The 24,138-nt window shown below is 38.1% G+C and carries 21 protein-coding genes; 18 read left to right on the forward strand and 3 right to left on the reverse strand.

Going from position 1 to position 24,138, the window contains the following annotated elements:
- The first annotated feature begins 3 nt into the window (after positions 1 to 3).
- From ACFI4Z_RS12400 to ACFI4Z_RS12460, 13 genes are all read left to right on the forward strand, one after another.
- A complete protein-coding gene (locus ACFI4Z_RS12400) occupies positions 4 to 1,416 on the forward strand; it encodes a lipopolysaccharide biosynthesis protein (RefSeq protein ID WP_462670844.1) in 1,413 nt (470 codons plus the stop codon).
- The gene (locus tag ACFI4Z_RS12405; RefSeq protein ID WP_462670845.1) at positions 1,409 to 2,761 is read left to right on the forward strand and encodes an O-antigen ligase family protein; all 1,353 of its coding nucleotides are present in this window, start codon (positions 1,409 to 1,411) and stop codon (positions 2,759 to 2,761) included. Before ACFI4Z_RS12400 ends, ACFI4Z_RS12405 begins: the two co-directional genes overlap by 8 nt.
- 4 nt (positions 2,762 to 2,765) lie before the next feature.
- Complete coding sequence (locus tag ACFI4Z_RS12410) at positions 2,766 to 3,476, forward strand: acyltransferase (RefSeq protein ID WP_462670846.1); 711 nt, start codon at positions 2,766 to 2,768, stop codon at positions 3,474 to 3,476.
- Positions 3,473 to 4,603 (forward strand): glycosyltransferase, encoded by a 1,131-nt coding sequence (locus ACFI4Z_RS12415; protein WP_462670847.1) that lies wholly within the window; start codon positions 3,473 to 3,475, stop codon positions 4,601 to 4,603. The genes ACFI4Z_RS12410 and ACFI4Z_RS12415 overlap by 4 nt, the downstream gene beginning before the upstream one ends.
- A 136-nt stretch (positions 4,604 to 4,739) precedes the next feature.
- Positions 4,740 to 6,233 (forward strand): GumC family protein, encoded by a 1,494-nt coding sequence (locus ACFI4Z_RS12420; RefSeq protein WP_462670848.1) that lies wholly within the window; start codon positions 4,740 to 4,742, stop codon positions 6,231 to 6,233.
- A gap of 1 nt (position 6,234) precedes the next feature.
- Positions 6,235 to 7,311: a glycosyltransferase gene (locus tag ACFI4Z_RS12425; RefSeq protein ID WP_462670849.1), complete on the forward strand. Its 1,077-nt coding sequence runs from the start codon at positions 6,235 to 6,237 to the stop codon at positions 7,309 to 7,311.
- A 10-nt stretch (positions 7,312 to 7,321) separates the two neighbouring features.
- Positions 7,322 to 9,121 carry a sugar transferase gene (locus ACFI4Z_RS12430; protein WP_462670850.1) on the forward strand — a complete coding sequence of 600 codons (1,800 nt, stop codon included), beginning with the start codon at positions 7,322 to 7,324 and terminating at the stop codon, positions 9,119 to 9,121.
- Positions 9,122 to 9,285: 164 nt separating this feature from the next.
- Positions 9,286 to 9,594: an STAS domain-containing protein gene (locus ACFI4Z_RS12435; RefSeq protein WP_099296238.1), complete on the forward strand. Its 309-nt coding sequence runs from the start codon at positions 9,286 to 9,288 to the stop codon at positions 9,592 to 9,594.
- Between the two features lie 19 nt (positions 9,595 to 9,613).
- Complete coding sequence (locus tag ACFI4Z_RS12440; protein ID WP_462670851.1) at positions 9,614 to 10,471, forward strand: OmpA family protein; 858 nt, start codon at positions 9,614 to 9,616, stop codon at positions 10,469 to 10,471.
- A 4-nt stretch (positions 10,472 to 10,475) separates the two neighbouring features.
- Positions 10,476 to 12,557 carry an SLBB domain-containing protein gene (locus ACFI4Z_RS12445; protein WP_462670852.1) on the forward strand — a complete coding sequence of 694 codons (2,082 nt, stop codon included), beginning with the start codon at positions 10,476 to 10,478 and terminating at the stop codon, positions 12,555 to 12,557.
- Positions 12,554 to 13,258: an AAA family ATPase gene (locus ACFI4Z_RS12450; RefSeq protein WP_462670853.1), complete on the forward strand. Its 705-nt coding sequence runs from the start codon at positions 12,554 to 12,556 to the stop codon at positions 13,256 to 13,258. Before ACFI4Z_RS12445 ends, ACFI4Z_RS12450 begins: the two co-directional genes overlap by 4 nt.
- 7 nt (positions 13,259 to 13,265) lie before the next feature.
- Positions 13,266 to 14,726 (forward strand): SpoIIE family protein phosphatase, encoded by a 1,461-nt coding sequence (locus tag ACFI4Z_RS12455; RefSeq protein WP_462670854.1) that lies wholly within the window; start codon positions 13,266 to 13,268, stop codon positions 14,724 to 14,726.
- A gap of 93 nt (positions 14,727 to 14,819) precedes the next feature.
- Positions 14,820 to 16,226, forward strand: coding sequence for a sigma-54-dependent transcriptional regulator (locus tag ACFI4Z_RS12460; protein WP_462670855.1), 1,407 nt, complete (start codon positions 14,820 to 14,822; stop codon positions 16,224 to 16,226).
- On the opposite strand, the gene ACFI4Z_RS12465 is transcribed toward ACFI4Z_RS12460, so the two are convergent.
- On the reverse strand, positions 16,223 to 17,233 hold the full coding sequence (locus ACFI4Z_RS12465; RefSeq protein ID WP_462670856.1) for a glycosyltransferase family 4 protein: 1,011 nt from the start codon (positions 17,231 to 17,233) through the stop codon (positions 16,223 to 16,225). The genes ACFI4Z_RS12460 and ACFI4Z_RS12465 overlap by 4 nt on opposite strands.
- A gap of 21 nt (positions 17,234 to 17,254) precedes the next feature.
- Here ACFI4Z_RS12465 and ACFI4Z_RS12470 point away from each other — a divergent pair, with 21 nt between their 5' ends.
- Positions 17,255 to 17,587: an Hpt domain-containing protein gene (locus tag ACFI4Z_RS12470; protein ID WP_099296245.1), complete on the forward strand. Its 333-nt coding sequence runs from the start codon at positions 17,255 to 17,257 to the stop codon at positions 17,585 to 17,587.
- Here the strand turns inward: ACFI4Z_RS12470 and ACFI4Z_RS12475 are convergent.
- Positions 17,584 to 18,456, reverse strand: a complete 873-nt coding sequence (locus ACFI4Z_RS12475) for a gluconeogenesis factor YvcK family protein (protein ID WP_462670857.1) — start codon at positions 18,454 to 18,456, stop codon at positions 17,584 to 17,586. The two genes, ACFI4Z_RS12470 and ACFI4Z_RS12475, sit on opposite strands and share 4 nt — an antisense overlap.
- Before the next feature lie 168 nt (positions 18,457 to 18,624).
- Between ACFI4Z_RS12475 and ACFI4Z_RS12480 the strand changes: the two genes are divergently transcribed.
- The gene (locus ACFI4Z_RS12480) at positions 18,625 to 20,622 is read left to right on the forward strand and encodes a response regulator (protein WP_462670858.1); all 1,998 of its coding nucleotides are present in this window, start codon (positions 18,625 to 18,627) and stop codon (positions 20,620 to 20,622) included.
- Between the two features lie 93 nt (positions 20,623 to 20,715).
- Complete coding sequence (locus tag ACFI4Z_RS12485; RefSeq protein WP_462670859.1) at positions 20,716 to 21,195, forward strand: hypothetical protein; 480 nt, start codon at positions 20,716 to 20,718, stop codon at positions 21,193 to 21,195.
- Between the two features lie 70 nt (positions 21,196 to 21,265).
- Here the strand turns inward: ACFI4Z_RS12485 and ACFI4Z_RS12490 are convergent, their stop codons facing one another.
- Positions 21,266 to 22,126 carry a YicC/YloC family endoribonuclease gene (locus tag ACFI4Z_RS12490; protein ID WP_462670860.1) on the reverse strand — a complete coding sequence of 287 codons (861 nt, stop codon included), beginning with the start codon at positions 22,124 to 22,126 and terminating at the stop codon, positions 21,266 to 21,268.
- A 179-nt stretch (positions 22,127 to 22,305) separates the two neighbouring features.
- Here ACFI4Z_RS12490 and rph point away from each other — a divergent pair, with 179 nt between their 5' ends.
- Both rph and pyrE read left to right on the forward strand, forming a co-directional pair.
- Complete coding sequence (gene rph / locus ACFI4Z_RS12495; RefSeq protein WP_462670861.1) at positions 22,306 to 23,019, forward strand: ribonuclease PH; 714 nt, start codon at positions 22,306 to 22,308, stop codon at positions 23,017 to 23,019.
- 22 nt (positions 23,020 to 23,041) lie between these two features.
- A complete protein-coding gene (gene pyrE, locus ACFI4Z_RS12500; RefSeq protein WP_462670862.1) occupies positions 23,042 to 23,686 on the forward strand; it encodes an orotate phosphoribosyltransferase in 645 nt (214 codons plus the stop codon).
- Positions 23,687 to 24,138 lie beyond the last annotated feature (452 nt).

Raw genomic sequence — 24,138 nt, forward strand, 5'->3', positions numbered from 1 at the left:
TGTATGAAAGGAATAAAGCAAATTGCCTACTTTGGACTATCAACCTTACTTCTCAAGGGGTTAGGTTTTGTTTTATTGCCTATTTCAACACGGTTATTAAACCAAGCACAATTTGGTGAGTTGAATTTTTTAGTCTCTATTTCAGCTGTGATGTCGTTGCTTTTATGTTTAGGTTTACCAGAACTTTTATTTAAACAACAAATGCAAAGTGAAGTCCATAAGCGTGCATTATTTAGAGATGCATTACTACTGTGTAGTGTATTAAGTTTATTGTTTGTTTTAATTCTCTGGTTTTTTATTCAGCCTATAAGTGAACTGTTACCTATTTCTTTGTCATTAATTGACTTGCAGTTACTCGCCTTAAACTTAGCTTTTTCGTCACTTTTATCACTCGTTTTTTGCTTTTTCAGGTATTACGAAATGGCGAAGCAATTTTGTTTTCTGGCGGTTTTGCAAGGGGTGGGTCAAACACTCTTAACCATTGTTTTACTCTACTTAGATTTTGGGGTAACAGGGGTAATGGCATCAGGAGCGATTGCAAGCTGCGTTGTTTTAGTCATTTCACTTGGTATTATTTTTTCAAGGATTAACATTGATTTTAAACAAGTGCCATGGAGCATCTCACGCAAAAATAGTTTGTTTTTATTAAGTATTTTAGTGTCATCGTTATTTGTATATGCCAATAACGGTGCCGAAAATTGGTTTATTGCAGCTAATATAGGGAAGGAGAAGTTAGCGCAATATTACGTTGCTTTGCAATTTGCAGTGATGACCTCATTCACTTTTGAGCCCATAAGAATGTGGTGGTTCTCCCGCCGATTTGATGAATTAGCCTCCAACCCTACACGTTATGTGTACTTATGCGAACTTAGCCTTGAGATAGGTATTGCACTGTGTGCATTAATGCTAATTGTTACGCCATACCTGTTTATTTTTGTGCTACCTCAAAGCTACTTACTCAATGCTTGGTTGTTACCTTGTCTTATTTTTATTGTTGTACTTCGCCATCATAGTGACTTGTTAAATATAGGCTGTTATATCCATTCGAATGGTGTATATGTTTCGGCCATTAATGGTGTGAGTGCATTGTTTGTTTTGGCTTTACTTACCTTTTTAGTGCCTTTATGGGGAATATTAGGTGCAGTTGTGTCGTTGGCTTTGGCACAAACTTTAAAAACTGTTTTATTCTTTGTGGTGAGCCAAAAGCTAGAAACCTTAGCATTTAATTTTTATCAAATAGTGCCAAGCTGGGTGTGCTTTTTAAGCATTTTTGCGTTTGCTGTGATTGACGTAAGCTATGCTGTGAGTATTCAGTGCTTTACTTTTACTTGTTTACTGATGATTTTGGTTAAGAAATATAAATCTTTAATAGCCAATACCGTTGAGCAATTAACTAAAAGGAATGCACATGGTTAATTGGTATAAGCAAAATAATTTATTAATCAATGGGCTGTTGGTCACTGTTTTAGTTTTGGTGCTGTATTTCTTATTTGGTCCAATCGCCGCTTTTGCATTATTACTTTTGCCCTTTGCAGGCTTTTTAGCTGTTCGTTTAAGTACCGTATTTGTCATCCTGTTTATCCTCTTCAGTTATTTTAGAATCCACGAAGCATTTGTGGTGCTCATGCCGTTAAAAATACCCAAATTGTTGGCAATTGCTTCATTACTGGCAATTGCATGGCATTTGTTTATTTCCAAAACATTAAAGCCTCACTGGAGTTCTACTCACTTGATATTTGTGATCTGGTTTGCATGGCTTACGGTGTGTGTATTTTCAGCTTCAAATAGAGGCGTGGCTATTGAATATTGGTCAGGTGTTTTAGTTAAAGTGTTTATTATGGTGTTTGCTATTAGCTGGTGGTTAACTCGTTTCTCTCACTTTAGCTTTGTGAGGCTGGGAATTATGATCTCAGGAGTCACGATTTCTTTGGTCGCACTTAATAACAAGATGAATGGAGTAGGGCTTGTTGAAGGTACTCGAGTAACTATTTCACGTGAATACCGTTCGCAACTAGGAGACCCAAACGATCTATCTTTGGTGCTTATGTTTCCTGTTTCTTTTTTAGCGGCGGAGTTGTTTGATACACATGCGAATAAGTATCGACGCATTTTTGCCGGAGTTGGATTAATTTTAGCTATTTCAGGTGTTATCGCAACGCAAAGTCGAGGCGGGCTTTTAGGTATTGCCGCTATTTTAAGTTTCTTCTTATATCAAAAGGTAAAAAACCCTGTTGTTGTGGCTGTATTCGGTGCTGTTGGCATGTTAGCTATGATGGTGTTCGCAGGCATTTCAGATCGACAAAGTGGAGGCGCTGCTGAATCTGGTGTCGATGAATCAGCTATGGGGAGAATATATGCTTGGCAAGCGGCAATAAATATGGCGATAGCGAATCCATTTACAGGCGTCGGTGTAAATAACTTTTTTGTTAATTATTATTTTTATAGTCCGCATTGGGATGGCAAGAATCATGCAGTACATAGCACATGGTTTCAAGTTCTAGGTGAGACGGGGTTTGTAGGCTTGTGTATATTTGTGTTGGTGATTGCTGCTATTTACCGCAGTTTATCTAGAGTGCTGTGCATGAATAAGCTGAAGTTTAGCCCTGATGTAGCTGTTAATGCCAATGCATTAAAAGCAGGTTTAATAGGGTTCATGGTAGCTGGCACGTTTTTAACACAAGCTTTTACATGGCCTCTTTACATTATCTTGTCTCTGACGATTGCACTTGAAAAGCTAACAGTTCAAAACAATAAGGAATAACCGCATGTTGATACAACTAAAGCATTGGCTAAAAAATAGTGAACATCCGCTGGCATCCCCATTTTTTCGTTTTGCAAAAGCGCTTCGCAATCCGCAAATGATAGTGATACCAGTGTTTCACTCTGGATTATTCCACTTCCATCATTTGATTAAGCAGCTAAGCCATGAGCTACTACGTGTTTTATATTTTACGCCACTTTTTAAAAGCCAAATTTCAGGTTCAAAGAAGCACTTGTATGTTTACTCGGGTATGCCGCAGATTCTTGGCGAGCTTGAAATTGAGTGTGGTGATGACGTTAGAGTCTCTGGAATTAGTACCTTGTGTGGCCGTTCTTGTGGGTATACTAAGGCTAAATTAACCGTGGGTAATAACGTTGATATCGGTTGGCAAAATGCGTTTTCTGTTGGCCGTACTATCATACTTGAAGATGATGTTCGATTAGCTGGCAGAGTGTTCCTTGCAGGCTTTCCAGGGCATCCTGTTGACTGTGAACGTCGCGCAGCGGGGGAAAGTGATGATGAGTCTCAGGTTGGTGATATCATAATAAAACAAGGTGCGTGGCTTGGAACCGGAGTAACTGTACTTGGTGGTGTGACTATTGGTAAAGGGGCCATTATAGGTGCTGGCAGTGTCGTTACTAAAGATGTACCAGCATTTTGTATTGCAGCTGGTAACCCTGCAAAAGTAGTAAAGGAAATAGAGGGTGACGCATGAAATTTATCGTTTTCGCAGAAGATTGGGGCAGTCACCCAAGCAGCACTCAGCATTTATTTCATGAGCTTGCAAAAGAGCATGAGATTCACTGGGTGAACTCTATTGGAATGCGTAAACCACGTTTGAGGCTACATGATTTAAAGCGTGTTTTTGATAAAGTGTTACAAGTATTCAAACCTACCAAAACACAGTCACTTACAACGCCTAAAAATATGGTTGTATATAAACTGCCTATTTTACCTTGGCATGATAACCGATTTATTCGTTCTATAAATAAACGTATTTATGCTCATTTTTTCAAAGAGCAATCAGCTGCAACCCCCGTAACTTATTGGCTAAGTGTGCCAACTGCGCATTACCTTGTAAAAAAACAGCCACAAGATAAGGTGATTTATTATTGTGGGGATGACTTCTCAGCATTAGCAGGGGTAGATGTTCAGCTTGTTGCTCCTTTTGAAAAACAATTAATTGCAACCGCAGATTTAATTTATGTCATAAGTGATTTTTTAATGGCAAAAATGCCCGCGAACAAAGCTAAAATGTTAAGCCACGGCGTGAGCGTTGAGTTATTTAGTGAAAGTACAATCAAGGCCGATGAAATCAAAGCATTCAATGCGCCAGTGATTGGCTTTTACGGCAGTATAAATGCATGGCTTGATATTGACTTGCTTGAGGCACTTGCAGCAGCAAGACCAGATTACCAATTAGTATTAATAGGTCATATTGTTACTAACATAGAACGGTTATTAAGTTTTAAAAATGTGACGCATATTCCAGCCGTCAGTCATGAGCGATTAGCATCTTTTTCTGCGCATTGGAGTGTATCGATTTTACCTTTTGTTATTAACGATCAAATACGTGCATGCGATCCCCTAAAGCTAAAAGAATACCTAGCCGCAGGCAAACCTATTGTTACAACAAACTTCCCCGCTGTAGAGCATTATGCTTCCCACCTTTTTATAGCTGATACTGCAGAGCAATTTATTAGCCACCTTGATAACGCACTGAACCTTAGTAAAGCGCAATTAATGTGCTTAGAAAAGACACAGCAAAACATTGCACTCCAACATAGTTGGCAATCTAAGGCGAATACAGTAATCAATGATACAGCGCTGCTAAATCGCTAATTTTTTAGCGCAAACGTTATATTGGCGCGCCCTGTGCAACTACCTAGTAAAGCCGGTTATTAGCAGTAAATCATTTTTATTTTGCAAATAATCGCTCATTTATGCATAGCAAAATGCAAATATATAGGTAGGGATTATGTTAGTTAGAGAGCAAATAAAACGATTACTTTATTTAGCTTTGTATGCACTGTATACACGGGCTAAGCTTTTTGTGCTGCCATTAGCGATTGTCCCTGTTGTGGTTATATTATTGGCAGTAACGGCACAAAAAAAATACACTAACCACGCTACAATTCTTATTGAAGAGTCGGCATTACTTAATCCTTATTTAGATGATTTATCTTTTTCTTTTGACTTAACTAACCGTATGGCAGCTTTAAGAACCTTGGTTATCAGCCGTAAGGTGCTTATTGCCGTTGCACGCGAAACCAATTTAGTGCCTAAAAATGCAAGCCCAGCAGCCATTGAAAAGGTACACCAAGAGTTGTCTCAGTCACTTTCACTTTCATTAGTCGGTGATGAACTTGTGCGTGTTAACTTTATTTGGCATGACCCATCACAAATGAAGCCTGTGTTGGAAAAAATTGTTGAAAAGTTCATTGAGAGCTTATTGGCTCCCACAAAAGCCTCGCTGGATACTTCTGAGCAGTTTTTTTACCAACAGCTTGTTAGCCTTCGTCAAGAGCTTGAGATTTCAGAAGAGGAGTTAGCAGCATTCAAAGCTAAAAACAGTAATACGCTGCCCACTGTACTTCATAGTAACAGACAGACATTTGATAAGTTATTGAGTGACTTGCAGCAAAAATCAATTGTGCTGTCTGGCGCCAAAGCCAAGCTTGAAGCGTTAACCTCAAAAATGGGCCAAGCAAACCCTATTTTAGGGCGCATTGAGGAACGAATCATTACTGCTGAGTCCGAATTAAGCTTTTTAAAAACGCGTTACACAGACAAGCACAGTAAAGTGATTTCAAAACAACGGGAGCTGATAAACATCAGAGCTCGTCAGCAAACGTTAATTGAAAACGGCAAGAATCTAGATGCCAAAAATATTGAACAACTATGGCAAATGGCTAATACATTACCCGCTAACACGGATAATGAAAGTAATGTGCTTGTGTCACAAATATTGGCGTTGGAAGAAGCTAAAAACCAAGTTTATCAGCATCAACAGGAATTTGAGCTGCTTGATCAACAAGTCAATGAGCTTAGCCAACGTTTACTTGTCACCAGTGATGTTGAAAAACAATTACGAAAATTAGAGCGTGATTACGATGTTAAACAGTCTTTGTACAAAGACATGTTAGGGCGATACGAAATGGCTAAAGTCACAGGTAAGTTAGTCAAATATGAAGGCCCAGATAAAGTTAAAACAATCGAGCGCGCTTATAGCCCAACTCAACCAATTAACACTTCAATGATGGTCGCTGTGATTGTAGGTATTTTATTAGGTGTCTTTACAAGTGGAACATGTGTTTTCGTTGCTACGTTATTCGATAGCCACTTAAAAGATATTCAAACTATTGAGAGGTTAGCAGCCGTTGAGGTGATAACTGTTTTACCCATCGTAAGTAAAGAGGAGATCTATACGAACTCGCACTCAACGATGAACTTATTAAGTAAGGGGTATTAATATGAATGTTTTACACTTGGTTCAGCATTTTAAAATTGGCGGCTTAGAAAAAATGGCTGTTACACTAATGCAAAAAAGCCAATTTGCTCATAACAGCTTGATTGTTTCCCTTGAAGGTAAAGAACAAGATGCATTAAAAGAGTGGCCTGCGCTTGCACAGTTTGAGCATCAAATGGTGAGCTTAAATAAATCACCTAAATTTGATTTTTCCGTACTTAAAAAGCTAACCCGATTAATCAAAGAGCACAATATAGATGTGATACATAGCCATCACATAGGTCCTATGCTTTATGCCAGTTTAGTATGCCTGACAAACAAGAATGTGCGTCATGTCTCAACAATCCACGATGCATGGTATTTAAATAATTTTAAGCAACGCTTAATAACAAAAGTATTAAACAGCCTTACCAAAATTAATTGGGTTGCCGATGCTCAAGTAGTGGCAAATGATTTTTACCAACATACATCTATCAAGGCTGATAAAACTATTCTTAATGGAATTGATTTTCATCAGTTTACCGATATCAACGAGGCCAATGCACGTAATCTGCTCGGGTTACCCTTAGATAAAAAACTCATAGGGTGTTCTGCTCGATTAGAGCCAGGAAAAGGCCATTTGGACTTAATAAAGCTGCTCCTTGAGTTAGACAGCGATATTGAGTTAGTGTTTGCAGGAAATGGCAGTTTAATGTTGTCGCTTCAAAATGCAGCTTCAGTGCTTGGTGTGTTTGAGCGAGTGCATTTTTTAGGAAATGTACAGCATATGCAGCAGTTTTACTCGGCAATTAATGTGATGTGCCTTTATTCGCAAAGAGAGGGATTACCACTTTCTATATTGGAGTCCATGGCGTGTGGAAAAGTCATTGTGGCAAGTGATGTTGGCGGCATTAGTGAAGTTGTTACGCAAGAGCAAGGAGTACTTATTGGGTTAAATGATCTAGTTGGTTTAAAAGTTGCTCTATTAAAAGCGTTAAACATGAAGCAAGGGCAATGTATTAGAGAACATATCTTCTCAATTGCCGATGCAGATCAAATGAGCAAAGCATACGATCATTTTTATAATGGTTTGGCTTTATAGGGGAAACATTATGTCAGTCTTATTTACTATATGGGTAATTTTAATTGTATTGGTTTTGTACCATCACGTGGGGTATTTAGTTGTTTTAAAACTCTTTAGTAATGAAAAGCATAAGGAAGATAAGCCCACTGTAACTCCCACCACACGCTTTGGAATTTTAATGTGTGCTTACAATGAACAAGCTCATATTAAAGAGAAGTTATATAACTTAGGGTCAATGCTTTACGATACTCAGTATTATGCAATTCATGTTTACCTTGACGGTTGCACAGATAAAACGTACCAAGAAGCCATGATTGCTCAATCGCATCTTGCAAAGCAAAATGTTAATTGTCATTTGCATTTTAGCAAAGAGAATAAAGGCAAGGCATTTGGCATCAATGAATTGATCAAACTCACTAAGCCAACTTACGATGCATTATTATTTACCGACGTTAGCGCTTTATTAAGCATAGATGTATTAAATAAAATCGATACAGATTTTAAAAATCCAGAGGTGAATGTAATCACTGGGGTGTATGTGCTTGATGAACTCGCCTCTGCACAGCAAAAGCAGTATTGGCATTATCAGAACAAAGTAAAAAGTATGGAATCATCGCTTGGGGCTGTTATTGGGATGCCAGGTGCTATGTTTGCTATACGCTCTGAGGCTGCTGAACTTTTAGAGGGCGGCACCATCAATGACGATTTTATTCTTTCTATGAAGGCGCTGCAAAAAGGGGGTAAATCGCAGGTTAATTGTGACATCAATATTTTAGAAAGAGAGTGTGACGAACAAAGCCATGATAATGCAAGAAGAGTGCGAATTGGTGCTGGAAACTGGCAACAAATAAAAGCATTGTTTGCTTTATTAAACCCTAAGTTGGGTTGGGTTAGTTTTAACTTTTTTTCACATAAGGTGTTACGTGGACTAATGCCGATTATATTATTGAGTGTTTATGTATCGACGTTTACCCTAGCGTTTTTGTCCAGCTCAGTATTCCCCTCATTGTTAAGTATGTTGATAATTGCTGTTCATGGAGTTGGCGTAATTAAACGCATATTTAATATCAAAGCTAAACTCCCAATTGTAGACAGCGTTAATTACCTTATTAGTGCTTATGCACTGGCGCTTTGGGGAATTGTTAAATTCGAACGTGGAGACTACAAAACTCATTGGCAGCGTGTGCATCACTTAAATACGCAAAATAATGCGCCGATCAAAACTATCAAGCGTGGAATTGATATTATCGGCTCTGCAACCGGATTAATTCTATTATTGCCTGTTATGTTTGGAGTGGCGCTAAGTATAAAAATGACATCGAAAGGACCTGTATTGTTTAAGCAACAAAGAGTGGGTGAGAGTAGTGATGATTTTGTTGCCTTATTTGATGTGCTTAAGTTCCGCTCTATGGTGGTTGATGCTGAAAGTAAAAGTGGTGCCGTTTGGGCAAGTAAGAATGATCCTAGAATCACGCCTATAGGCCGTTTTATTCGTAAGACTCGGCTAGATGAGTTACCGCAGCTTTGGAATGTACTGATTGGTGATATGTCATTGATAGGTCCTCGTCCTGAGCGCCCAGTATTTTATTCAAAGCTGGAAAAAGACATTCCTTATTTCTGCCAAAGAACATACGGTATAAAACCAGGTATATCAGGCTTAGCGCAAGTAATGAATGGATATGATGAAAGTATTGATGATGCGCGAAATAAAATCGGTTGGGATTATGCTTATATGCTAAGTACGTCATCAGCGCGTAGTTGGTGTTATATGGAGTGCAGTATTTTGTATAAAACCTTTGTTGTTATCTTTACAGGAAAAGGTCAGTAATTTTTTTCGCATAATGCAAAAGCACACTTAAAAAGCGATTGCATTATGCGTATCAAGCCTGCTTATACCAAGCACCAAAATAAAAACTAATAAAATTCAACTGTTTATATTTGGCATTCTTCTTGAATTACTTTAAGAGTCTTTAAACTTAAAAGGTAACAAGCATGATTAATTTAGCCAGCGATACAGAGCAAAAAGTTTTAACACTTCCTACAGACTTCTCAGGTTTTGCAGTTGATGAACTAAAAGATAAGTTTGAATATTTTGTAGAACAGGATGCGAGTTCGGTTATTCTTGATTTCTCAAACACGGAATTTATCGACTCTTCTGGAATTGGTGCTATTGTTTTTCTATACAAAAGAATTGAAAAACAAGGTAATTCATTATCTTTACTGAATGTGACGGGTCAGCCGTTTAAGCTAATGAATCTGTTGAGAGTAGATAAAACAATTCCGTTTATTGACTCAATCTAAATGGACTAAGGAGAGTATAATGAGATCTTATATCATCATTGCCATTATTTTGTTTGTAGGTGGGTGTTCTTCTTGGCCGGAGCACGGTAAAGGGGGGCTAGCTGAAAAATATCAAAACTATCCACAAGAAGATGAGTTATATGATTCTAATTATACGCAACCTGAAGATGTGGTAACCAGTGAGTTTGAGCATTTAGTACTTAAACTTGAATTACTTGAATCACAAGACATCAAGGCGTGCATGCCTGCACAGCTACTCAAGGCGCAAATATACGAAAACCGTATTCGTCGATTAATTGCAGCTCAAATGTGGCAAGATGCTGAACACGACTTACTACTTCATTATCATGCGCTAAATCAGCTGACTAATCATTTTGATACCGTACGTAAACTCACCGATTGCGCATCAGAAACTACGACCAAGCCTGCGCTTGTGAATGTTAAAAAGCAATTATCAGAATTGCTAAATAGTGACAACCAATTTGCATTTAATGCGTTTGAAATAACACCTAAGTATGCAGTGAAGGTGGCCCAAGCAGCGGATTTAATTAAACAGTTAGAAAGTATCAGCATTTTATTGGTAGGTCATACTGATAAATTAGGTACAACGAATAGTAACTATGAGCTTGCCCTCAAACGTGCAGAAACAGTAAAGCAATGGTTGGTAATATATGGGGTGCCTAAAGCGAGTATTACCACACTTACTCAAGGAAGTTTAAAACCGTATAGTGACAATGCAATTCAAAATGAAAGTGCTCGTCACTCAGACCGCAGAGTTGAAGCAATAATACTCGATGCAAATAACACGAATCCACAAGATCAAAAAGAAAAAGCATTAGTTAAATGGACCAAAATTATTGCAAGTAAAAAGGAGTAGTGTCATGAAAACCATTTTTACCATGCTGATATTACTATTTTTGGTTACCCCTAGTGCTGCAAGCACAGCTGCTGACGAACTTGAAGTGCAAGTAGGTAACAAACTGTTTTTGTATATACCGGGTGAGGTTGAGTTTGATGAGTTATTTGAGGTAGATAAAAATGGCCAAATCAACATCCCTGAAATTGGAAAATTTAACGTTGCTAATAAAACGACTGCACAAATAGAATCTGAATTAAAGCCGCTATTAACAGAGCTATATGTTGCAATTGATGACTTTTATGTGGAAGTGCGTAGCCGCGATATTTTTATTAACGTGTTAGGTTATGTCATTAACCCATCTCAAGTCAGTATTCCAGATGATGGCAATATTCAAATGGTTATTGCAAAAGCCGATGGCTTAAAGCCGGGGGCCCAGCTTGATAGGCTGCAGATAAGACGTGGCGATGAGGTTATTGAATTTAACTACAAGGCCTACTTAGACACAGGTAATATTAGCCTATTACCCAAACTTAAAAGTGAAGATACCGTATTTGTGCCCGTCTCACCTTTATTAGGTAATGTACAAATAGATTTTGATGCACAAACGCTCAGTGCTACTGGGGATGCCAGCGACAAAAGTGCCATCACTATTTTAGGTGAAGTACATAACCCAGGTAGTTTTTCATTCAAAGAAAAAATGACAATCTTAGATGCGCTAATGCGTGCTGAAGGGGTAACGCGTTACGCCGACGTGACTAAAATAAGGGTCATTTTAAATGAAACCCCCGTCATATTTGATTTAAAAGCCTATCTTGATAAACCTGTCAATAGTATGCCTGAGCTAGAAGCAGGCTCGACCATTTATGTGCCTATCATGGTAGATGATGTGAATACGACCTCACGTACAGTTTACATTATGGGTGAGGTGCAAAAACCTGGCGCCTATGAAGCGGCAGACAGTACTAATTTTTTAGATATTTTAGCCAATGCTGGCGGGCCTACACGGTTTGCTGAAACACGTTTAATTAAAATATTGACCCCTCAGGGGGAAAGTATTTTATTTGATTTACAAAGTTACAGTGAAGGCACACAAACGGTTAAGGTGCCAGATCTTAATCCCGGTGATGTCATATTTGTGCCAGAGAAAACAGACGTAAATGAAAAAAGCTGGTTAAAAATCCCCACTAAACGAGCAATAAAAATCATTGGTGCTATTCAATCGCCAGGACGTTATGAGTGGAGTGATGAAATGGACTTTACCGACTTGCTTGCGCATGCTGGTGGACCAACCAAAGGTGCGAATATCAATGATATTAAAATAATTCGAGACGGTGATGTAACCCAACGTTTTGATTTAGAAAAATATACTATTACTGATGGACGAACCTCTTTACCTGATTTGAATGCAGGCGATACGATTATTGTGGAAGAGTTACCTGTTGATCCTGCGGATAATAAATCACAGTGGATACGCCAAGATTCAAGCAAATCAATTTATATAATGGGACAAGTGGGCTCTCCGGGGCGTTATGCGTTTAATGATAATATGCACTTCATTGATATTCTGTCAGCTGCCGATGGGCCAAATGCAAATGCAGATATTAGAAATATCCGCGTAACACATCGCAATAGTAATCGTGCACGAGTAAGTAAGTTAGATTTAGCACTTTATTTTGAAACAGGCGATGAAACATTATTTCCGCATGTTCAACCTGGCGATACTATTTTTATCCCAGAAAAAAACAAAGACTGGTTACGTACACCTAAAGAGCGGGTTGTACGTATTATGGGCGCGGTACAAAAGCCAGGGCGTTATAACTTTGACGATACTATGTCTATTCTTGATGTATTAGCGGAAGCTGGTGGGCCACTTAATTCAGCATTAATTGATAAAATTGTTGTCGTTAATCATTCTTGTTGTAAAGAGCAATCAAGAGTCTTTGATTTAGAGGCGTTTATTAAGTCACCTAACTCAGCAAATATCCCTGTATTGCGAGCCGGCGACACGCTTTATGTGCCAGATAAAGGACAGGATTTGCTTAGTCAATTTAAAGATAATTTCCTCGATTTTATTACTATTATTGCGTTGTTGGTAAGCCTATGAAAATTATACCTGAGCAGTACCATGAGTTAGAAACAATCTGTAACACCATTAAAGATAGTGATGCGCGATGTGTCACGTTTATTTCATTGCATGGTGCAGAAGGTTCTTCCAGTGCTTGTATGAGTGTTGCAAGGCGTTTACAGAGCCAAAATCAATCAGTGTTAATTATTGATCTTAATCCGATAAGCTCATTTAACATAAATGAGCATTTACCAAACTTAACGAATGAGTGGCGATTTGATGATATTTCATGCCAGCTCAGTGTATTACCTTACAAAGAAGTTAATATATTAACGATAAAAAACTTATCGGCTATTGAATCAGCAAAAAATAAGCATGTTTTGAATGAGGCAATTATCCGTTTAAAGCAAGAATATGATTATATCTTGTTAGATATGTCACCTGCTTTAAAGCTTAATCGTAACAATGTTCCCTTGCACTCACTAAGCTTGTGTAGTGATTTAACCTTGGTAACTGTGGGGTTGGGCATCAATGATGAAGAATCATTGTGCGAAGGAATTCGTGAGCTAAAACAGGCAGGGCATAGTAATATTAAAGTCTTAGTTAGTCAGCATAATTTTGCACCTTTAGGTGAAAGGATATTGCAATTTTTAGAAAGTAGAAAAGAGAAGTGGCCTAAGTTGTGTTCGCTATTAAGAAATAAAGTGCACAAACAGAAATGGTTATTTAAACATTATTGAGGGCCGCATGGATATTTTATTTGAACGACGTTTTGAATTACTTTGGCCAACATTAACAGAAATACGCCAAGTACTTAAGCATGTGCTTGGCGCATTATCTGTTAAGCGCGATGAAGCTGATGCCGCCGGATTAGTTGCAACGGAATATTTAACTAATCTTATTCGCCATAATGAGGGAAGTGAGCAGTGGATCACTGTGCGCATAAGTCAAATAAGCAGTGATTCATATAACTTAACTTTTATCGATGAGCTAAAACCTTATAACTTATTTAAAAAAAATAACTCCACTTGGAAAATAGACTCTGAAGAACTTGTAGAAGGAGGAATGGGGGTTGAATTGATTCGCCACTATTTCGCTGATGCCTCGTATGAAACAATCGAGTTAAAAAACTTTTTTACATTTCCTTTAACTCAGATTGATAAGCGACCTTGCGTTATTTATGTTGATGACGATATAACTCAGCTTGCATTGATGAAAGCCTATTTAAAAGACAAGTTTCAAGTTATTACATGTGAAAATATCGAGGCCGGTTGGCAAGCTATTCTAACGTCGGATGCGAGTATTCTGTTATTGGATCATAAGCTCAAAAATGGCACGTGTGAGCCGCTATTGGCGAAGCTAAATCGTTCGAATCTTAAGTCCCAATTATCTGTTGTTATGCTTACGGGTGATGATAGTGAAGAGGTGATCAGTAAAATTAACCGTTTAGGTGTTGATGATTACTTAATTAAACCCGTTAAGAAAAATAAACTATTACAAAGTATTGAACGTGTTACACATCGGTTTGCTTATTTGTCTTATCAAAGTACGTTTGGTCAAGCTCCAGCAAAAGTTCATCTTGCGAATAAAAAAACTGCACATATTTTTGGCTCCATCAGTGTTGGCAATGGCGGCGATTTTTTTATGCCAATCAATGATGAAGACAGTGCATTTATACTCGGAGACATGATGGGGCACGGGTTACAAGCCTTGAAAGAAAGCTTTGCAATTAAAGGTTTTATAAGTGGCTTTTTAGCAACAGGACTCGCTTACCAAGACATGCTGAGTGCATTAAATGATGCACTTTACAAGCAACAACTATGTAAATCGAGCCTAGTGACCTTGGTTATTTGCTTCTTGAAAGACAACAAACTGTATTGGTTAAATGCAGGTCATCCAGCTCCAGTGGTAATTTATAAAGATGGCACTGTTTTAAAGCTTACAGGTACGGGTCCGTTACTCGGTCTTTCAAAAGAGCATACTTATACACTTTATGAAGCTGAGTTAGAAAATGTAGAGCACCTTTTGGTGTATACCGATGGTTGGACCGAGAATCGATGTGCTGATATGAATGAAATTGCTGAACTAAAAAAAATAATACCCCCTCACCAGGACTCTGCTGAGGAGTTTGCTCATTTATTATGGAAAAATTCACAAGTAATCCTTTCTAAAGAAGTAGATGATGCATCGTTGGTGATCATTAATTGAATTTGATTTAATGTGTTTTATATAGTTAACTTAAATTGCGCTAGGCGAATAATAATTAAAGTAATTTTAGTGGATAGCTAAGGGGAAAGGATAATGCCACCAACAATTTTAATTGTAGAAGATACCCAGTCGTTAGCTATGATGTACCAAGCCTATTTACTCCCTACAGGTGTCAACACCTTGCTTGCTAATGACGGGGCAACTGCTTTAGAAATCATAGATCGCGTCAAGCCTGACTTAATCGTGCTAGATGTTATGCTTCCTGATATGAATGGTTTGGATATACTCGCTCAATTAGAACCCGAAAACTCTCCACAAGTGGTTGTTTTAACTGGCCACGCCACAAAAGAAATGGCAATCCAAGCAATAAAATTGGGGGCGAGTGACTTTTTAGAAAAGCCTGTTGAAGCAGATCGCTTTAGAATAACAATAAATAATGCTCTCAAAATTAAAGACCTAAAACAAAAAGTTACCACATACAAAAACACATATGAAAATGGTCGTTATTTTGATTTGATTGGTAGCTCAAAACAAATGCAGTCTGTTTATCAAATCATCAGCTCTGCATCTGTGAGTAAAGCGACGGTGTTTATTACTGGCGAAAGCGGCACAGGAAAAGAGTTGTGCGCACGTGCTGTACATCAAGCATCTAGCAGAGCTAGTAAGCCATTTGTGGCATTAAATTGTGCCGCAATACCTAAAGATCTGATAGAAAGCGAAATATTTGGTCATCTAAAGGGGGCATTTACAGGAGCTATTGCAAATCGTGCTGGTGCTGCAGGTCAAGCTGATGGTGGAACACTCTTTTTAGATGAGTTGTGTGAAATGGATATCAATCTGCAAAGCAAGTTGCTGCGTTTTATCCAAACGGGAACCTATCAGTTAGTGGGTAGCGAAAAAGAGGTTAAAGTTGACGTGCGTTTTGTGTGTGCGACAAATCGAGATCCTTTAGCTGAAGTTGAGGCGGGACGATTTAGGGAAGATTTGTATTATCGATTACATGTGATCCCTATCGAACTTCCGCCTTTACGCGAGCGTGAAGGCGATATTATTGAAATAGCTGAGGCCTTGTTTGTAAAAATAGCGAAAGAAGAGAGCCACCCATTTAAGTCGATGACAATGGATGTAAAACACGCTTTTAGCCAATATGATTGGCCGGGTAATGTTAGACAGTTAGAGAACGTAATTCGAAATATATTAGTACTCAATCCACAAGAAATAATTGATGTAAATATGCTTCCAGTTCTTCCAAATAGCAACATTAAAACACCGTTGCCAATTGAGAAAAAAGAACCTGAAAACCGTGTTTCTGTAGAAGATTTAACGGCATTACCTTCAGATGAAGCTGGGGTGAAGGCGCTTTGGCTGGCTGAGAAAGAATACATAGAAAGAGTAATCGATATTTGTGCCAGTAATATTCCTAAAGCCGCGGCATTATTAGATGTGAGCCCCTCTACTCTTTACAGAAAAATTAAAGGGTGGGAGGAAAGTGCTACTTAGTTAGGTGTATTGTAAGCATCAAGTAATAATGAAAGTTGTTGTTTGCCGGAAAACCTTTGCGTAAGGACTGAGTAAGCATTTTGTATCATTATTTTTTTACTTTCAGGAGGCAGCGTTAGCAGTGTTTCAATGCATTGTTGGCATTCTTTTTCATCTCCTTTATTCATTAATATTCCGTTAGTTTTATTGATAATACTTGGTATTTCGCCAACGGGGCTGCTAATAACTAGTTTATTCTTGGACATTGCTTCAAGTAGGGTCATTGGCAAGCCTTCCTCTCGAGAGCAGATGAGTAACACATCTATGTTATGCCAAATGTCATCTTGTTTAGCTAATCCGTAATACTGTAAGTTACTTATTTTTGGAATATCTTTTTTCATTGGGCCATCACCAAAAAGATGAAAGCTCACATTAGGATTGTTCTTCATATTGTTTGCTAGTGAAAAGAAAATATCAGGTGCTTTTTCGTAAGATAGTCGCCCCACAAACCCGACTCTAATATGACTATGGGTTTCGATAGAGGGAACCTCTTTGGGCATATCTATAAAATTTTCAAGTAATGTTGCATTATGAATTGTTTTTTTAATTTTACGTGAAACTGCGAAATTAGTAGAAAGTATTGATAGCCACACGTCTAGCTTGTTATAAAACCACATTTTTCCTTTGCCAGTCTCGCCAGCATGATAGGTGCTAACACAACGTCGCCCCATTATTTTGCAAGCTATACGGCCTAAAATACCCGCTTTATAGCCATGCGTATGGATGACCGTATGTTTATCATACTGCGTGAATTGATTTATCAAGCTACTGAGTGTACCTTGAATGAAGGAATACTCTACGCTCTCTTTATCAAGCAGTGTATAAAATTCATGATTGTGATGATTTTTATAAAATAATACAGAGCAGCTAACATGATTATTTTTTAGTAGCTTAAATAGTTCTACTATATGGGTTTCAATGCCGCCGATCATGGATGAGTCGACAAATAAAACAACCTGACATTTCATACTTAACTCCTAAAGAACAATATGATTGATAATTCCATAATAGAACAACTTAAATCTGATGTGGGTGAAATTTTAGCCATCGAACTAATCCACGTTTTTGTTGATGAATCGCAAAAGTTAGTCGCAGAGATGGTTCACTCATCTGATGCTAAAACAATAGAAATAAACGCGCACAGTTTAAAGAGTAGTTGCAACAGCTTTGGTGCTACCCAATTAGCGCAAACGTGTTTGCAAATTGAAAAAACTGTTAACCAAGAGGGTGTAAGCTCCCAGTTACAACAACTTTTAAAAGTAGCGGAGTCCCAAAGCGAGCTCACCTTTAAGCAACTTGCGTTGGTAATAAAAAATCCTTAAACAAGAGGGCTTTCATCTATTGAGCTTTTTAAAAAAGTACAAAATATATGATTTAGCTCGCTAATATCGTGCAAGTGGTTTGAGTGATTTTTAAAATGTGAATTACTAGCTAAAATTTCAGAAATAGCCGAAGGTGAGATACTTAAATCGTATATTTTGCTACCGAGCTGCTCTTGCAGCCAATCAATTCCAGCACTTTGAATATGCTTCATAACACTGTTTTCTTCAGCTGTGTTTTCAATAAAGACCCGGCACGCAGATGTTTTTTCAACGGCTCGAAGTATATCGTCGATTAACAACGCGGGCATCACGCTAGATATAATACTGCCGGGCCCAATAATAACTAAATCAGCATTTAAAATAGCATCGACACACCCAGGCGATGCAGCCACTTTATTAGATAAATAGATTTTATCGGGAAGCGAATTTAACGCATCAATAGCGCATTCACCAAAAACCTCTTCACCATTGCTTAAAATAGCGACGAGGTCTGTTGGTGATTCAGTCATCGGTAATACTGTCTCAGAGTTACCTAAAAGCTTATTGAATTTTGCAATTGCTGCTGTTGCAGAATGTGATGCTTGTAGCATGTTTAGCAGGACTAAATTGCCTAAGCAGTGCCCTTTTAAATCACCAGTGGTAAATCTATGCTCATAAATGTTCCTCGTAACGACTGAGTCATCAGCAAGTTGAACACTGCAGCGCCTTATATCTCCAAGAGCAATACAGTTATGTAACTGCCTAATTTTTCCCGTGCTTCCACCATTGTCGGTAGTCGCAACAATAGCTGTTAATTGATTACACACTGGCTTTATTGCACTTAAAACTTGTGCGAGTCCGTGACCACCACCAATACATACTATATTCATGCACTTGCCCCTTCGCTTACTTATACTGTTAGTAAGCAGTAATCGTTCCACCTTAAAACATTTATTAACTCAATGATTTATATTAAATTTTGTTCTATATTTAATTGGGATGGAATCGACGGTTGCAAATATTTGCATAACGCGATGCATTTTAAACGGAGAGCATTCATGCAACACAATGATGTCATTACGGTTAATGAGCTACAACTACATCTTGCTAAGCTATCTCAATGTGAAGATGAGATAGATATATTTACAGCAATGAATAAAATGCTTCAACCTTTAATGAAGTATCAAGACTGCATTCTTTTGAAAAAAGAGAATACTCAATGCACATTATTTGCAGCAAGCAACCATAATTTTCATATTGATAAATGGCCACAATGTGCATTGTTCTCACAGGCGCTAGAAAGGGGCTTTAGCCTTTGCCAAAATTCAACTGAGGAGTTGGAGTTTACTTATTTAGATAAGCTAACAAAGCTCAATATGCAGACTTGTTTAATCATAAGTACTGAGCTTGAAATGGGCCGTTTTTTATATATTTTCACGAACATTAATTTAATAGAACACTCTGGGGTAGTGCAATCTGAAATAATAAAGCTTTATTTACAACAAGTGGTTTTAGCCTTTATAAACTTAAACCGGGTTGTTGAGCAATCAAGTAAATCGGTTAGATTACTCGATGACCTTACTCATTTGTCGACCTTGTTTAAGGAGCTTGCAAGCGAATGGTTTTGGCGAACAGATTCGGACATGAAATTCGTTAGTGTGAATAATATCGAGAGTGAAAATAAAATATATACCCAGTTATTTTTAAAAAAGAAAATCATGTCCTTACTCACGCATAATGAAAAACAAAATACACAGAAGTGGCAAGGTTTCTCAAAGCTGATAGAAGAGCATGAAGATTTTAGTAATTTTGAGTTTGAAGTGAATGCGTCGCAACGCTTATGGGTGTCATTAAATGGTAAGTCACAGTTTGATGAATTGGGCCAATTTACAGGGTATTTAGGAATCGCTAAGGATATTACATTTTCTAAACAGCGAGAGGTCGCTTTAGAAAGTGCTAAATTAAAAGCGGAAGAGGCAAGTAATACTAAATCTAAATTTTTAACTGTTATGTCACACGAAATCCGCACTCCTATGAATGCAATTATGGGGGTTATTGAGTTACTTCTTGATACTGAATTGACTCAAGAGCAACGTCAATGGCTTGATTATGCCAATTCAAGTGCCGATATACTTTATGGTTTAATCACTGATGTACTGGATTTTTCAAAAATAGAATCTGGCACAATTTTATTGGTAAATAAACCTCTCAATGTAAAGCTATTGATAGAAAATATAGTGGGTCAATTACACATAATAGAAGACAGTGACGATATTATTTTTTCAATCAATATTGATGAAAAAGTGCCTACTTTTATAATGGGGGATGAATTTCGATTAGGGCAAATTCTATTTAATATTATTGGTAACGCGTTTAAATATACTCGTTCTGGCAGTATTTCTTTGCGAGTAAATGTCGAAAATGCCCTGCTGAATTTTGAAGTTAAAGACTCTGGAGTAGGGATCGCCAAAAAAGATTTAGCACTAATCTTTCAGCCTTTTAGGCAAGTGAATGATGGCATAAATAGAGAAAGTGAAGGTGTTGGTTTAGGGTTAAGCATTTCTAAGAACTTAATTGAATTAATGGATGGCTCAATAGATGTTCAGACTCAACTTGGTCTAGGGAGTACGTTTAGTATATCAATTCCATTGAATACGGCGTTAGAAAGTGAGGTAGAGAAAGTTTCATTACAAGATCGTTCAACACTCAGCATACTTGTTGCTGAAGATAATAAAACCAATCAATTATTGATTAAAGCATTCCTAGAAAAGTTAAATCATAAAGTAACGGTTGCTAACGATGGTGCCGAAGCGATTGAATTTATGCAGCTCAAAAGTTTTGATCTCATACTAATGGATATCATGATGCCAACTATGGATGGGTTAACCGCAACACAACATATTCGTAATGAGCTTTTAAGTGATATTCCAATTTATGCGCTTACCGCGAATGCGGCCACAGATGACAAAGCCTCGTGCTTCAAAGTGGGTATGAATAAGGTACTCACAAAACCAATTAAGTTTGAGACATTGAAGGCGTCATTAAATGCATTGTAATAGAGGCTAACTTAGTAGCCTAAATCAATAAAGCATAATCGGTAGCCAAATTGTTGTTAACGAGCTAAACATGGGTTAGATGGAAGTAATACAATGAGTCAGTCACACACACCTCTCAATGGGGTAAATAAATTAGAGTTAAAACCGGCAGGGCGTTATGGTTCACTGGGCTTAGTTTTTGATATCTACGTTGACGGTATCCCACTTTTAGAGACTTTAGCTGAATTTGAAAAGCGTTTCGATGATAAGCTATACGGCGCATATATACCTACATTAGGGGTCAATGATATAGCTAAAAATATGGCTAATATTACTCAAAATCCTGTGCGTTTCATGCCCTACGCTTGCGATTGTGGTGAATGGGAGTGCTGGGTATTTCAGGGCTTTATTACCGGTTATGATGATTTTGTATTTTGGGGGCAGTGGAGAAACCCACATCGCAGTGACAAAGCACGTAAAGCCGATGGGCTCTTTTGGGATTACAAAGAGTTTCCAACATTATGTTTTGATAAGGCGCAATACCTCAATGAAATAGTAAAGGCGCAAGTACTAATAAAAGCAGATAGATCTTAACAAAAGTTGGAGGGGTAAATACTAAGCCTTTGAGCAAAGGCCTAGTACCGAAATTAAAAGTTGTTATGGCTTATTCTATATTCTGGATCTGCTCACGCATTTGCTCAATCAATACTTTTAGCTCTACCGCTGCATTGGTGATGTCGCTATTAATTGATTTAGAGGCGAGGGTGTTTGCTTCACGGTTAAACTCTTGCATCATAAAATCTAAACGACGGCCACATGCGCCACCCTTTTTCAGGATTTTTTTAGTTTCTTTCACATGCGATTTTAAGCGGTCTAGTTCTTCGGCAACATCTTGCTTTTGTGCTAAATAGATAAGCTCTTGTTCAAGACGAGACTCATCAATAGTAGTCGTTAAATCTTCTAGTTTTTGAGCTAGTTTTTCTCGTTGCCACTTTGTTATTTCTGGCATGTGAGTTTCAACAACAGCAACTTGCTCTAAAATTGCATCAAGGCGTGTGGCTATCATTTCTTCAAGGTTTGCACCTTCATCAGCTCTTGCTGATTTAAAATCTTCGATAACTTGATCAAAACCAGCGATAAGTGCGGTGTTAACGCTATCCATATCAAGCTCTTCAGCTTCCATAACACCAGGCCAGCGCAGGATATCAACAGGATTAATGTCGCCATTACTTTGTTGTTGCACCCATTTAGCACTATTAATAAGTTGTGCAGCTAGGGCTTCATTAATAGAAAGCTCACCAACGTGAGCAGGGTTAGCAACAAACTTTAAAAATACTTCAACTTTACCGCGTTGTAAGTGCTTACGTAAGCGCTCACGAATAACGGGCTCCATGCCACGAAATTGCTCAGGTGCACGAATAAAAGTTTCAAGGTAACGTTGGTTAACTGAACGTACTTCCCACGTGCCAGTGCCCCAATCGCCTTTTATTTCGCGACGCGCGTAAGCTGTCATACTGTGGATCATGGATGGTTTCCTAGTTTTATTTATACAATATTAAAGTGATTATACCGTATCACTGCATAAGCTCTAGCGGAAATTTTTTGTTAATGCTGTTTTTGCTAGTGGCATTTATTTAATTCACCATGGCATCTGCTGCTATATATACTTATAATATGGCAAATTCTGAATTAAGGGGATCGTTAATGCGTCCAAGCGAAAGAACACCTAACCAAATTAGACCGGTTACATTTACACGTAATTATACATTGCACGCAGAAGGCTCAGTGTTGGTTGAGTTTGGCAACACTAAAGTACTGTGTACAGCAACAGTTGAATCAGGTGTACCGCGTTTTATGAAAGGCCAAGGTAAAGGGTGGATCACTGCTGAGTACGGGATGTTACCGCGCTCTACCCATACTCGAAATGGTCGTGAAGCGGCGCGAGGCAAGCAAAGCGGTCGCACTATGGAAATTCAACGTTTAATCGCACGCTCTCTTCGTGCTGCGGTTGATTTAAAAGCATTAGGTGAAAACACCATTACAATCGACTGTGATGTAATTCAGGCCGATGGCGGTACGCGTACTGCATCTATTAGTGGTGCTTGTGTTGCCTTAGTTGATGCACTTACACATATGCGCAGTAAAGGTATGATTAATTCAAACCCGCTTAAATTTATGATCGCCGCAATTTCAGTGGGTGTTTATAAAGGCCAAGCGATTAGTGATTTAGAATACCTAGAAGACTCTGAAGCTGAAACTGATATGAATGTGATCCTCACTGAAACAGGTAAGATCATCGAAGTACAAGGTACCGCTGAAGGTGAACCGTTCTCGTTTGACGAACTTGATGAGTTGCTTACTTTAGCTAAGCATTCAATTCGTGAAATTATTGACGTTCAAAAGCAAGCACTCGCTTAATAAAGTAATAGGTTTAATAGTAATGAAAGATTATCAAATAGAGTTTATTGAATTTGCCCTTGAAAAGCAGGTGCTTAAATTTGGCGAGTTTACTTTAAAATCAGGCCGTACTAGCCCTTACTTTTTTAATGCAGGCTTATTCAATACAGGCCGTGACCTTGCTCGTCTTGGTCGTTTTTATGCTGCGGCCCTTGAAGACGCGGATATTGACTACGATGTTTTATTTGGCCCTGCTTATAAAGGTATTCCAATTGCAACAACGACGGCTGTTGCTTTAGCTGATCATCATGATAAAGACGTACCTTATTGCTTTAACCGTAAAGAGAAAAAAGCGCATGGTGAAGGTGGTACATTAGTGGGTTCTGAGCTTAAAGGCAAAATCATGTTAGTTGATGATGTGATTACTGCCGGTACAGCTATTCGTGAATCAATGGAAATCATCGCACAAAATGGTGCTGACTTAAGTGGCGTGCTAATCGCCCTTGACCGCCAGGAGAAAGGCAAGGCAGAGCTGTCTGCGATTCAAGAAGTAGAGCGAGACTTTGGTACTAAAGTTATTTCTATTGTGAAATTAGCTGATCTTATTAGTTATCTTGAAAACAAAGGTACAATGGATGAACATTTAGAAGCAGTTAAAGCATACCGAGAGCAATACGGCATCGCTTAATTAAGCATTGTTCAACTGTCATCTAATTATTATCAAGTAAAAGCCCAGTGATTTTCACTGGGCTTTTTACATTAAATTCCTTAATTAGGTTATTAAAACGTAAATTAAGTATAGGTTTTGTAGTGTTTGGCGTGAATAGTGAGCGAACAGTACTTTATTTCAAGTTTTCTTTAAAAAACGCTTGCGTAAAAATCTGTTCTCCCTATAATGCGACCCCACTGAGACGGCAGAGCAGGCAACGCTTAGCGAGGCAAGTAAGTCACTTAGTAAGTCGAGTAAAACTTGAGTCTAGATTTTTTAAAAAGTTTAAAATTAAGTATTGACAAAAAAATAGGAAAGCGTAACATGCGCAGCCCTAGCGAGATAAAGTAAAGCGCTTTAATCGCAATGTTCTTTAACAATATAAAGCAATCATCTGTGTGGGCACTCGTACAGATTGAGTTCTAACAGCA

The sequence above is a fragment of the Pseudoalteromonas sp. RWi3 genome, assembly GCF_054960735.1.